Here is a 12,659-nt window from a genome sequence, read left to right on the forward strand (position 1 = left end):
TGAGACGATTCAGGCGCTAGACTGCATTTCCATGCAGCGTTGCGAGAACTTTCATCACTGCCTAGTCTGACCCGCATCAGCCCCGCCTTGCCGCGACGCTGCGACGAGCACGAGACTGAACGCCACTCGGAAGGAACAACGATGACCGCGACCACCGCGACCAGGGCCCACGCCCGGCTGCGACCCCTCGGCGCCGACAGCGCGCGCTGGGCGAGCGGCTTCTGGGGCGATGTCCACGAACGCACGCGCGATGTCACCATCCCGCAGATCTGGTCCTCCCTGAGCGATCCGGCCGTCAGCGCCGGGCTCGCGAACTTCCGCATCGCGGCCGGCCTCGAGGAGGGCTCGCACGCCGGCCCGCCCTTCATGGACGGCGACTTCTACAAGTGGCTCGAGGCGGCCATCGCCCGTCTCGAGACGGACCCCGACCCCGAGCTCGCCGCCCGGATCGAAGAGATCGCACGGCTCATCGCCTCGGTGCAGCGCGAAGACGGCTACCTCCACACGCCGACCATCATCTCGACGCGCAACCACGAGGACGCCATCGCCCTCGCCGACCGTTTCAACTTCGAGACCTACAACCTCGGCCACCTCATCACCGCCGGCGTCCGCCACTACGAGGTGACCGGGTCGACCACTCTGCTCGACGCCGCGCGCAAGGCCGCCGCCTTCCTCGAGGACCTCGCGACCAACAAGCCGCTCGAGCTCGCGCGCAGCGCCATCTGCCCGTCCCACTACATGGCGGTCATCGACCTCTACCGCGCGACCGGCGACGAACAGTACCTGCGCCTGTCGGAGGCGTTCATCCGCGTCCGCGACGACTTCGAAGGCGGCGACGACAACCAGGACCGCGTCCCCGTCCGCGAGCAGACGGTCGTCGCCGGGCACGCCGTGCGGGCCAACTACCTGTATGCGGGTCTCGCCGACCTCGTCGCCGAGACCGGTGATGAGGAACTCGAGGCGGTGCTCGAGAACCTGTGGCGCGACGTCGTCGACACGAAGCTGTACATCACCGGTGGCGCCGGAGCCCTCTACGACGGGGCCTCCCCCGACGGCTCACCGTGGCAGAACCAGATCAGCCGCGTGCACCAGGCCTACGGCCGCGCCTTCCAGTTGCCGCACACGACCGCTCACAACGAGTCGTGCGCGAACATCGGCCTGATCCTCTGGGGCGAGCGGATGCTGGCGCTCACAGGCGACGCGACCTACGCCGACGTCATCGAGCAGGTGGCCTTCAACAGCCTCCTGTCGAGTATCAGCCTCGCCGGCTCGGAGTACTTCTACACGAACGCGCTGCGCCAGGTGCGCGACCTGCCCTATCCGCTCCGGCGCCCGGGTGACACCGCGATCCACCCGGTGCCGGTGCCCCCGCCGTCGGACGAGCGCCTCCGCGAGTCGTACCTCAGCTGCTTCTGCTGCCCGCCGAACATCGCGCGCACGCTCGCGCGGTTCCACGAGCGCGCGGCGTCGATCGGCGAGGAGGGCCTGTTCGTCCACCTGTACGGCGGCAGCACGCTCGACGTGACGACCGACGACGGGCGCCGTCTCGCCCTGCGCGAAGACGGCGACTACCCCTGGAGCGAGCAGATCAGGTTCACCGTGACGGATGCTGCCGCCGGCGGCATCCCGCTCCACCTGCGTATTCCCGGCTGGTCGTCGGGCGCGACGCTCACCGTGAACGGGGCCGCGGCGCCGGTGACAGAGCCCGGCACGTATACGCGCATAGAGCGCGAGTGGCAAGTGGGCGACGTCGTCGAGCTGACGCTGCCCATGCCTGTTCGCGTGCTGCGCGCCCACCGACTCGCGGAGGAGGCAACCAACCAGGTCGCGGTGCGCCGCGGACCGGTGGTGTACTGCGTCGAGAGCGCCGATCTTTCCGAGGGCGTCGTCCTCGAGCAGGTCGCGCTGCGGCGCGGCACGGCGTTGACGCCGGTCGAGGCCGAGGTCGCCGGCTACCGCGTGATCGCCCTCGACACGGAGGCGGTCGTGCTCCCCGGCTCCGACGAAGACGCGCTGTACGACGACCTCGCCGATACGGCACTCACGACGGCACCCGTGCGACTGATCCCCTACTTCGCGTGGGGCAACCGCGGCGCCGGCGAGATGTCGGTCTGGCTCCCGCTGGTCTGGTGACGCGTATGACTTCTTCACCCGTCACGTCGCAGCATGTCGTCGCGACGTACGTCATCGAGACCTCGCTGCCCCTACGGCAGGCCGCCGAGGTGCTCGCCGGCGAGCAGTCCACCGGCACGTTCGTCCGCGTCGAGCGCGAGTCCGACGACCTGCGCGCGCGCTTCGCCGCCCAAGTCGAGTCCATCGACGAGCTGCCGCTCACCGGCGCCTCGCCGCTTCCGGGAGCCGTCGGCGACCCCGCGCTGCGCCGCCGCGCGCGGCTGCGACTGCGGTTCCCGCTCGACAACTTCGGGCCGTCGCTGCCGAACCTCCTCGCCGCTGTCGCGGGCAACCTCTTCGAGATCAAGGAGCTGGCGGCGATCCGCCTGGTCGACCTCGAGCTGCCGCCGGCGTTCGCCGAGCGCTACCCCGGGCCGGGGTTCGGCGTCGAGGGCACGCGCCGGCTGGTCGGCCGCCCCGAGGGCGCCCTCATCGGCACGATCGTCAAGCCCAGCATCGGCCTGTCCCCCGCCGACCTCGCGGAGGTCGTCGGTCAGCTCGCCGAGTCGGGCATCGACTTCATCAAGGACGACGAGCTGCAGGGCAACGGGCCGAGCGCGCCGCTGGCAGAGCGGGTCGCCGCGGTCATGCCGGTGCTCGAGCGCTACGCCGACCGCACCGGCCGCAAGCCCATGTACGCGTTCAACATCACCGACGACATCGGGCGGCTGGAGGCCAACCACGACCTCGTGGTGGCGGCCGGCGGCACGTGCGTGATGGCGTGCATCAACCTCATCGGCCTGCCGGGCCTCGAGTTCCTCCGCAGCCACAGCAGCGTGCCGATCCACGGACACCGGGCGATGTTCGGCTCGTTCGGACGCTCGGAGCAGGTCGGCATAGGCTTCCGTGCGTGGCAGAAGCTCGCCCGGCTCGCTGGCGCCGATCATCTGCACACGAACGGCATCAGCAATAAGTTCTACGAGACGGACGAACAGGTGCTCGACTCCATCGCCGCGGTGCGTGAGCCGCTGCTGGGGCTCACCCCCACGCTGCCCGTGCTGTCGTCGGGCCAGTGGGGCGGGCTCGCGCACGCGACCTACGCCGCGGTCGGCACCACCGACCTGCTCGTACTCGCCGGCGGCGGCATCCACGGTCATCCCGACGGCGCGGCGGCCGGTGTCGCGAGCATGCGCGACGCGTGGGCGTCGGCGGCGCGCGGCGAGACCATCGACGACGCGTACGAGAGTTCCTCCGCCCTCCGCCGCGCCGCCGAGCTCTTCGGTCCGGTCCGTGCCTAGAGGCGTTCGCCGCGCCGTCGCCTTCTACGGCGACGACTTCACCGGGAGCGTCGACGCGCTCCTGCAGTTCGCGCGGCGCGGCTGGACAGGGCGGCTCTTCACGGGACTTCCGGATGCTGCCGCCCTGCGTCGCGCGGCGGACGAGGTGGACGTGGTCGGCGTGGCCGGCATCTCGCGTTCGCTCGCGCCCGACGAGATGGACGCCGAGCTGCGGCCGGTGTTCGCTGCCTTCGCCGAGCTCGAGCCGGCGATCGTGCAGTACAAGGCGTGCTCCACGGCCGACTCCGCGCCGGGTGTGGGCAGCCTCGGGCGCGTCGTCGAACTCGCGCGCGAATCGTTCGGCGAGCGCCCGGTGCCGATGCTGTTCGCCCAGCCCGATTTCGGGCGGTACACGCTCTTCGGCCAGCACTTCGCCGCCGAGCGCGGCACGGTGTACCGGCTCGACCGGCAGCCGACGATGTCGCACCACCCCTCGACGCCGATGACCGAGGCCGATCTCGCGGTCCACATCGGCCGCCAGACGGACCTGCCCGTCGGCTCGATCCCGCTCGTCGCCTTCGACGACCTCGAGGCGCTGCTGCGCAGCTCCGCCGAGTCGGCGCTGGTTCTCGACGCCCTGACCGACGAGCACCTTGTCATCATCGGTGAGGCTGTCGCGGCGCTCCCCGCGCCGGTGTTCGCGATCGGCTCGGGCGGTCTCTCCCACGGGATCGCCGCCGCCAGACCCCGCAGTGGTCCTGCCATCCCGGCGTCGACCCCCGCGGCCGGGCCGGTGCTCGTCGTGTCGGGCAGCCGTTCGGCGCAGACGCGCCGGCAGGCGGATGCCGCCGCCGCCGCGGGCTGGCTGGTGCAGCCGCTGCCGCTCGACGGGCCCGGGCGGGAAGTCGTCGTACCCGACGTGATCGCCGCGCTGCGCGCCGGACGCGGCGTCGTGGTCACGTCGGACGACGCGGACGCGACCTCGGCCGGCGACCGCCCGGTGCTCGAGGCGATCGCCGAGGCGGCAGCATCCGTCATCTCCGCCGTCGCCGGCGACGGAGCGGCACGGCGCGTGATCGTGTGCGGAGGCGACACCTCCAGCCGCGTCACGCGCCTGCTCGGCGTGGAGTCGCTCTCGATCGCCGCGAACCCGTGGGGCAACGTCGTGCTGCTGCGTGCTCACGCCGCCGACCCGGCCATCGACGGTCTCGAGCTGCTGCTCAAGGGCGGGCAGGTGGGTGCCGACACCCTCTTCACCGACGTCGCGGCGCTCGGCTGACGGTAGGTTGGGTCGCCGTGACCCGCTTCTCCGTCGTTCCTTCGTCGTACGTCTTCCTCCGTCGCGGCGGGGCGGTACTGCTGCAGCTGCGCCAGAACACCGGCTACATGGACGGATGCTGGGCAGCCGGCGCCGCAGGACACGTCGAGCTCGGCGAGACCGCCGTAGACGCCGCGATCCGCGAGGTCCGCGAAGAGCTCGGGTTGACGCTCGCCGCCGCGGCGCTGACGCCGGTCGCGGTCATGCAGCGCACAGACGGCACCGACAACCCCATCGAGCAGCGCGTCGACTGGTTCTTCGTGTGCGACGAGTGGGAGGGCGAGCCCGAGATCCTCGAGCCGCGCAAGTGCGCCGAGCTCGCCTGGTTCGACCTCGACGCCCTCCCCGACCGCATGCCCGAGTACGAGCGCGAGGCGCTCGGCGCGCTGCGAGCTGGCGCCGGAGCGACCCTGCTCAGCCACGGCTTCTGAACTATCCTGCTGGGCGCGAACGCGCCGCGCCGGGATGGCAACTGCCGAAAACACCATTGAACCTCCGGTTCACACAGCATCAGGCCGGTGCCGCGATCGGCGTGCGTGCACCTTCCGCTGGTCACGTAGCTGTGTGAACCGGAAGTTCAATGCCCTTCTGAGGACGCCCGAGCGGGCTGACGGCGCCGACCGGGGCCGCTTGCGCGGCCGGTGTTGAGGCCGCGCGGTCAGCGTGCCTCTAGGCGCACGCTCCACGTCGTGCGCTCGCGCGGGATGCGGTACTTCTCCGGAAGAGCAGGACCGACGGATGCTGAGCCCACACCCTGCTGCGCGTGATCAATGTTGAGCCAGACCCGACCCGAATCGACCAGGTCGTGGGGCTTGGCGGCACGGTCGAGGTCGTGCGACGTCCAGCGGCGCGCGGTGAAGTCGAACTCGGGACGACCCTCGACCCGCAGGGACGGGATGCCGGCGCCCGCGACCTCGAGCCACCGCGTCTGCACGTGGTTGCCGTTCTCCTGCGGCACGGGGTAGGGCACCTGGAGGTCGTCGATCGACTGGGCGAAGCGCCCGACGCGTGAGGCCTCGAACGAGTCGACGTAGGTCTCACCCGGACCGCGGCCGAACCACGTCACCCGCTCTGCAGCGCCAGGGAGCCCGAACAGCAGCCCGAGGCGCGGCACGAGGATGTCGCGATGCATGTACGGGGTGTCGATCCACGGCCCGACGAAGTCGGCGTCGACGTCGAGCACGAGTCCGTCGCCGTCGGCGGTCCACGTCATCGTCCACGCGACGCCGTGCGGGTGCGTGCGCGGCGCCGTGCGCCCGCTCACCCGGAGCCGCCCGTCGTGCGCATCGACCACGTCGACACGGTGCAGCAGCCGGTGCAGCATCGTCTTGCGCCACACCCCGGCGATGTTGTTGGTCTCGCCCTGGCCGTGGTCGTTCTCGGTAGGCGCGCGGTACAGGTCGAGCACCGGACCGTCGAGCTCGAGCTGTCCGAGACGCAGCAGGCGGCCGGTCGCCTTGTCGAACGCGGCCGGCCCCACCACGATCCCGACGTCCGAGCGCGAGAAACCGTCACCGCGCAAGGAAACCGCGCGAGGCGCGGTGTCTCGGGCGGCATGTGGTTTCTCGGCGCCGCGCACCGCGCCCACCCGCTGCCCCCACGCCACGACGTGCCCCGCCGGCGCCCAGATCTCGTCTGCGGCGAGCGCCGCCTCGACCGTGAGCACGGTGTCGCGGGCGCCCGACGCGAGCGCGGTGGCGGCAGCATCCGGAATCGAGACCTCCGCCGATTCCCCCGGCGCGAGGGCGGGAACGGACAGCAGTCCGCTCGCGGCGACCTCGCCGTCGGCCTCGACCGACCACCGGAATGCGAGGTCGGCCGTGTCGGCGCTGTGGCGGTTGTTCACGATGCGCACGGTGTTGTCGCCCACGGTGATCCCGATGGTCTCGTGCGCCTTCGCCAGTTCGACGAGGCCAGGGGTGGGCGTGCGGTCGCTGAACACCAGCCCGTGGAGGCCGAACCGGCCGCCGCGCGGCTCGTAGTCGACGTCGTCGCCGTGCATGACGAACGGCACCCCGTCGTCGGTCACGGCGTTCAGCCCGTGGTCGATCCACTCCCACACGAACGCGCCGCAGAGGCGGTCATGGGCGCGGATGATGCGCCAGTAGTCCTGCAGGGATCCGGGGCCGTTGCCCTGCGCGTGGGCGTACTCGACGAGGAGGAAGGGGAGGGCGCGCCGGCGCTCCTCGTCGGCCTCGGTGACGCCCTCCGGCAGCGGCGCGACGCCACCGGATTCGTTGAAGACCATGCCGTGCATGCTCAGCCGCCCGCCGCGGGGCTCCTCGCGACGGCCGATCTGGTCGAGCAGCTCGAGCGACGGGTACATGAGCGAGTAGAAGTCGGAGTCCCGGTAGCTCGGGTCGCGCTCATAGATCACGGCGCGGGATGGATCGCGTTCGTCGAGCCAGCGGCGCATCTCGGCGAAGCCGTCGCCGGTCATGCTCTCGTTGGCGAGCGACCACACGACGATGCTCGGGTGGTTCTTGTGCGGCTCGACGGTGCGCACGAGGCGGTCCATCACGGCATCGCGCCACTCCGGCAGCGCGGGCGGGTTGTGCACCCAGCCCTCGTAGATGAAGCCATGGGTCTCGAGGTCGGTCTCGACGATCACCCACAGCCCGTACTCGTCGCACAGGCGCAGGAACTCCGGATGAGGCGGATAGTGGCTGGTACGCACGGCGTCGATGTTCGCGCGCTTCATCATCACGATGTCCCGGATCATCGTGTCGCGGTCGAGCGCACGTCCTGTGTCGGGGTGGTGCTCGTGGCGATTGACGCCGCGGAACGTGACGGGCCGCCCGTTCACCGTGAAGACGCCCTCGACGATCTCCACGTGCCGGAACCCGACGGCGAGCTCGATCGTCTCGCCGCTCGAGCGAAGGGTGCCGCGATACAGCCGCGGCCGCTCCGCGCTCCACGGCTCGACGGGGATCGTCACGGTCTCGCCGACCGGGACACGGATGCCCAGCTCGGGCATCTCGACGACGGCCTCGGTCGAGGCATCCACCCGCAGCGTGCCGAGGCCCGTCGCAGCGTCGTAGTCGGCGTGCACGAAGTGGTCGTCGATGGCACCCGCCGGGCGCGCGAGCAGCCGCACGTCGCGGAAGATGCCCGGGAGCCACCACATGTCCTGGTCCTCGAGGTACGTGCCCGCCGACCAGCGGTGCACGCGCACGCACAGCACGTTGCGTCCGGACCGCAGCGGTGCGTCGAACTCGAACGGCAGGCGGCTGCCGGTCGACCAGCCGAGCTCCTCGCCGTTCAGCCAGACCTTCGCGCACGAGTCGACGCCCTCGAAGCGCAGCACCGCCGGGCCGAAGGCCTCGGGGACGTCGAAGACGAGCCGGTGGTCGCCGGTCGGGTTCTCGGTCGAGACGCGAGGCGGATCGAGCGGGATCGGATAGGCCGTGTTCGTATAGAGCGGCCCCTCGTCGGTGCCGAGCATGCGGCGCGCAGAGCCGCCTGCGAGCGGCGTGAACTCCTCGAGCACCCAGTGCGACGGCACCGGCATCGCGTCCCACCCCGCGTCGTCGAAGTCGTCGGCGATCCATGCCGACCCCGTGCCCGCAGCCGTCGGCGAGAGCCCGAAGCGCCACACCCCGTTGAGGTCGACCGTCGGGGCATCGCTGACGGCGTCGGCCCGCGGCATCCGTCGTCCCGCTCCCGGAGCGGTGCTCTCCCAATACCGCTCGACGTCATCGCGGGAGAGGACGGGCTCAGTGGAGATCACGGTGGACGATCCGCTAGTCTGCATATCCATAGGAGCTTGCATATCCATTCTCTCTTGAATGTGATTGCAGTCTAGCTCAGCGAGGAGTTCCCATGGCAAGAAGCGCCGCCCCCGCGACCCTGCCCGCCGCCGCCGTTGCGGACGGTGTTGCGCGCGCCGTCGGCGAGGCATCGCGCCTCAAGTCCCGCGCCATCGACCGCGTCGCGTACGCGAGCGACGCCTCGCACTTCCTGCTCACGCCCGAGGCGGTGCTCGTCGCCGCCGACGCGGGCGAGGTCGGCCGCGTGATGCGCGAAGCCGGGCGCAGCGGGTCGCGGCTCACGTTCCGCTCGGGCGGCACGAGCCTCTCGGGCCAGGCGTCGACCGACGGACTCCTCGTCGACGTGCGACAGCGGTTCCGTCGCATCGACGTGCTCGACGACGGGCGCCGCGTGCGCGTGCAGCCGGGCGCAACGGTGCGGCAGGTCAATGCACGCCTCGCGCGCCACGGCTACCGGCTCGGCCCCGATCCGGCGAGCGAACTCGCCTGCACGATCGGCGGGGTGGTCAACAACAACTCCAGCGGCATGGCCTGCGGCATCACCGAGAACACCTACCAGACGCTCGAGTCACTCGTGTTCGTCCTGCCGTCGGGCACGGTCGTCGACTCGGGCGCGCCCGATGCCGATGCGGCGCTCCGCGCGGCCGAGCCCGCTCTGGTCGACGGCCTGATGCAGCTGCGCGAACGCGTGGTCTCGAACCCGCGGTCGGTCGAGATCATCCGCCGGCAGTTCGCGATGAAGAACACGATGGGGTACGCGATCAACGCATTCCTCGACTTCGACACCCCCGCGCAGCTGCTCGCGCACCTCGTCGTGGGCAGCGAGGGGACGCTCGCGTTCGTCGCGGAGGCGACCTACCGCACGGTGCCGATCCTGCCGCGCATGGCGGCGGCGCTGACGGTCTTCCCCGATCTCGCGGCCGCGACGCGCGCCCTCCCCGAGCTCGTCGCGACGGGGGCCGCGACCCTCGAGCTCATGGATGCGACGTCGCTCCGGGTCGGGCAGTCGCTCGCCGGAGCTCCGCGCGAGATCACGGGGCTCACGGTGCGCGACCAGGCGGCGCTCCTCATCGAGTTCCACGCGCACGACGACGACGAGCTCGCGGACCTCGTCGCGCGGGGCGCGCAGACGCTCGCGGTGCAGCCGCTTGAGGCCGCAGCATCCTTCTCGTCCGATCCGGTGGCGCGCGCCGCCGCGTGGAAGCTGCGCAAGGGCCTCTACGCCTCGGTCGCGGGCGCCCGCCCCAGCGGAACCACGGCGCTGCTCGAAGACGTCGTCGTGCCGGTCGACCGCCTCGCGCCGACGTGCGCGACACTGCAGGCGCTGTTCGAGCAGTACGCCTACGACGACAGCGTGATCTTCGGGCACGCGAAGGACGGCAACATCCACTTCATGCTGACGGACCGCTTCGAGTCGGCCGACCAGCTCGCCCGCTATCGCGCGTTCACGGAGGACATGGTGGAGCTCGTGCTCGGCGCCGGCGGCAACCTCAAGGCCGAGCACGGCACGGGCCGCGTCATGGCGCCCTATGTGCGGCGGCAGTACGGCGACGAGCTCTACGACGTCATGCGCGAGCTCAAACAACGGTGCGATCCGGCGGGCATCCTCAACCCGGGCGTCATCATCGACGACGACCCCGAGGCGCACCTGCGCCACATCAAGCTCGCCGATCCGATCGAGGCCGAGGCCGATCGCTGCGTCGAATGCGGCTATTGCGAGCCCGTGTGCCCAAGCCGCGACCTCACCCTCACGCCGCGCCAGCGGATCGTGACGCGGCGCGCGATCGCCCGGGCCGAGGCATCCGGCGATCACGCGCTCGTGCGCGAGCTGGAACGCGACTACGACTACGCGGGCGTCGACACGTGCGCCGTCGACGGCATGTGCCAGACCGCGTGCCCGGTGCTGATCAACACCGGCAGCCTCGTGAAGCGCCTGCGCCGTGAAGACGCCGGCTCGGCGGCGAACGTGGCATGGAAGGGCGCCGCGCACGCGTGGGGAGGGGCGACCCGTGCCGCGAGCATCGGCCTCACCGTGGCCGATCGACTCCCGGCGCCCGTCGTCACCGCCGCAACCGACGTCGGCCGCGCCGTGCTCGGCACCGACACCGTGCCGCGCTATTCGGGCGATCTCCCCCGCGGCGGAGGCGCGCGCTCGCGTCTCGGTTCGAGCGTCGGCACGAGCGATGGAGCGCCGGTCGCGGTCTTCCTCCCTGCCTGCGTCAACGCGATGTTCGGCCCCGCGGGCGACGGGGTCGGGGTGACCGAGGCGTTCCGCCGGCTTGCCGAGCGCGCGGGCGTCCGGCTCGCGGTGCCGGACGGCGTCGACACGCTGTGCTGCAGCACCCCCTGGACCTCGAAGGGGCACGCGGGCGGGCGCGAGGTCATGGCCCGCCGGGTGGCCGCGTCGATCACGGACGCGTCGCGCGGCGGAGAGCTCACGATCGTGACGGATGCCTCGAGCTGCACCGAGGGCTTGATCCACCTGCTCGCCGATGCCGGCGTAGACGCCCGCGTCGAAGACGCCGTCGCCTTCGCCGAGCGCGTGCTGCTCCCCCGCCTCGGCGAGGTGGCACCGCTCGTCGGCTCGCTGGTGCTGCATCCGACGTGCTCGTCGACCCAGCTCGGTCTGGACCCCGCCCTGCGCCGGGTGGCCGCAGCCGTCGCTTCTGAGGTGGTGGTGCCAGACGCGTGGTCGTGCTGCGGCTTCGCCGGAGACCGGGGGATGCTGCATCCCGAGCTCACCGCATCCGCGACCGCCGCCGAGGCCGCCGAGGTGCAGGCTCTGGCCGCCGATGCGCACGCGTCGTGCAACCGCACCTGCGAGCTGGGCATGACCCGGGCCACCGGCGCGGCCTACCGCCACGTGCTCGAGCTGCTCGAGGAAGCCACCCGGCCGGCGCCGGCGCCGGCGCCGGCGCATCCGGCGTAGCGCGCGACCCGCGCGTCCGCCCCAGCCCACCCCGCGAACTCGACACCTCACGCTGCGCGCGGAGTTCTTGGCGACTCGCCAGAAGCGCCCGCGAGCACCGCCCAACCTGGCGACTCGCCAAATTCGCGACCGCGCACGGCTCGATTCAGCTCCTGGCGACTCGCCAAGAACACCCGTGAGAACGACCGAACCTGGCGACTCGCCAGAATGGGAGACGGCTCAGCCCGCGGTCGACTCCCGCACGACGAGCTCCGGCTGGAAGCGAACGGTGCGCGGGTGATCGCCCTCGGGGTCTTCGAGGTCTTTGAGGAGCAGGTCGACGGCGGTGTAGCCGATGAGGTGCGCGGGCTGGCGGATCGAGCTCAGCGGCACGACGGTCGCCGACGCGAAGTCGATGTCGTCGTACCCGATCAGTGCGATGTCGCGCGGCACCTGCACGTCGGCCATCAGCGTGAACGCCTGCAGCGCGCCGACGGCGAGCAGGTCATTCGCCGCGAACACCGCGTCCGGCCGATCGGCAGGGGCGCGGCCGCGGAGGAGCTCCCCCGCCTCGCGCCCCTGCAGCACCGACAGCGCCGACATCTCGACGACCTCGATGCTCGCCCCGTCCACCTCGGCGACGGCACGGCGCGCGCCCTCGAGGCGGTCCGCGACCTGGCGGATCGTGCGGGGACCGCCGATGAACGCGATGCGGCGGCGTCCGATCGACAGCAGGTGGGACGCCGCGAGGTAGCCGCCCTCGACGTCGTCCACGGACACCGAGCCGAACGCCCGTTCGGCGTCCTCATGGTCGACGAGCACCACCGGGACCCCGCCGGCGTGCAGACGGGCGAGGCCCGCGAGGTCGCCGGCGACGGGTGTGACGAGCACGCCGTTCACCCGCTGCTCGCGGAAGAGCTCGAGGTAGGCCTCCTCGCGGTCGGAGCGCTCGTCGCTGTTGCCGAGCAGCACGCTCATCCCGGCCTCGGCGGCGCGGTCCTCCGCGCCCCGTGCGACCTCCGCGAAGAACGGGTTGCCGGCGTCGAGCACGATCAGCGCGATGCTGCGGCTGCGACCGGCTCTGAGCTGCCGCGCGGCGTCGTTGCGCACGAAGCCCAGCTCCTCGATCGCCTGCGTCACGCGCTCGACGGTCGAGGGCGACACCTTCTCGGGACGATTGAGCACGTTCGAGACCGTGCCGACGGAAACGGATGCCGCAGCCGCGACATCGCGCACGCTCACCACCATTGCTCCCCCAGTGTTCAGATCCGCTT

The 12,659-nt window shown here is 71.6% G+C and carries 7 protein-coding genes; 5 read left to right on the forward strand and 2 right to left on the reverse strand.

The features are described 5' to 3' along the window. Positions 1-141 precede the first annotated feature (141 nt). Genes ACEYYH_RS18910 through ACEYYH_RS18925 form a run of 4 tightly spaced genes read left to right on the forward strand, consistent with a single transcriptional unit; the run spans position 142 to position 5,138 of the window. Positions 142-2,133, forward strand: a complete 1,992-nt coding sequence (locus tag ACEYYH_RS18910) for a glycoside hydrolase family 127 protein (protein ID WP_374975840.1) — start codon at positions 142-144, stop codon at positions 2,131-2,133. Positions 2,134-2,138: 5 nt separating this feature from the next. After that, positions 2,139-3,410, forward strand: a complete 1,272-nt coding sequence (locus ACEYYH_RS18915) for a RuBisCO large subunit C-terminal-like domain-containing protein (protein ID WP_374975841.1) — start codon at positions 2,139-2,141, stop codon at positions 3,408-3,410. Beyond that, complete coding sequence (locus ACEYYH_RS18920; RefSeq protein WP_374975842.1) at positions 3,403-4,668, forward strand: four-carbon acid sugar kinase family protein; 1,266 nt, start codon at positions 3,403-3,405, stop codon at positions 4,666-4,668. Before ACEYYH_RS18915 ends, ACEYYH_RS18920 begins: the two co-directional genes overlap by 8 nt. 17 nt (positions 4,669-4,685) lie before the next feature. Further along, entirely contained in the window at positions 4,686-5,138 is a 453-nt protein-coding gene (locus ACEYYH_RS18925; protein WP_374975843.1) for an NUDIX domain-containing protein, read from the forward strand. Positions 5,139-5,365: 227 nt separating this feature from the next. Here the strand turns inward: ACEYYH_RS18925 and ACEYYH_RS18930 are convergent, their stop codons facing one another. Beyond that, the gene (locus ACEYYH_RS18930; protein ID WP_374975844.1) at positions 5,366-8,437 is read right to left on the reverse strand and encodes a glycoside hydrolase family 2 TIM barrel-domain containing protein; all 3,072 of its coding nucleotides are present in this window, start codon (positions 8,435-8,437) and stop codon (positions 5,366-5,368) included. A 92-nt stretch (positions 8,438-8,529) separates the two neighbouring features. On the opposite strand from ACEYYH_RS18930, the gene ACEYYH_RS18935 reads away from it, so the two are divergent. Further along, positions 8,530-11,406, forward strand: coding sequence for an FAD-binding and (Fe-S)-binding domain-containing protein (locus tag ACEYYH_RS18935; RefSeq protein WP_374975845.1), 2,877 nt, complete (start codon positions 8,530-8,532; stop codon positions 11,404-11,406). A 219-nt stretch (positions 11,407-11,625) separates the two neighbouring features. Here the strand turns inward: ACEYYH_RS18935 and ACEYYH_RS18940 are convergent, their stop codons facing one another. Then, positions 11,626-12,633: a LacI family DNA-binding transcriptional regulator gene (locus tag ACEYYH_RS18940; RefSeq protein ID WP_374975846.1), complete on the reverse strand. Its 1,008-nt coding sequence runs from the start codon at positions 12,631-12,633 to the stop codon at positions 11,626-11,628. Between the last annotated feature and the right edge of the window lie 26 nt (positions 12,634-12,659).

This window comes from Microbacterium trichothecenolyticum (genome assembly GCF_041938625.1).
In the GTDB taxonomy this organism is placed as follows: Bacteria; Actinomycetota; Actinomycetes; order Actinomycetales; family Microbacteriaceae; genus Microbacterium; species Microbacterium trichothecenolyticum_D.

Excerpts from the sequence above, each read along its gene's own strand:
- ACEYYH_RS18940 (WP_374975846.1), bottom strand. The coding sequence starts at position 12,633 with ATGGTGGTGAGCGTGCGCGATGTCGCGGCTGCGGCATCCGTTTCCGTC.
- ACEYYH_RS18910 (WP_374975840.1), top strand. The coding sequence starts at position 142 with ATGACCGCGACCACCGCGACCAGGGCCCACGCCCGGCTGCGACCCCTC.
- ACEYYH_RS18935 (WP_374975845.1), top strand. The coding sequence starts at position 8,530 with ATGGCAAGAAGCGCCGCCCCCGCGACCCTGCCCGCCGCCGCCGTTGCG.
- ACEYYH_RS18915 (WP_374975841.1), top strand. The coding sequence starts at position 2,139 with ATGACTTCTTCACCCGTCACGTCGCAGCATGTCGTCGCGACGTACGTC.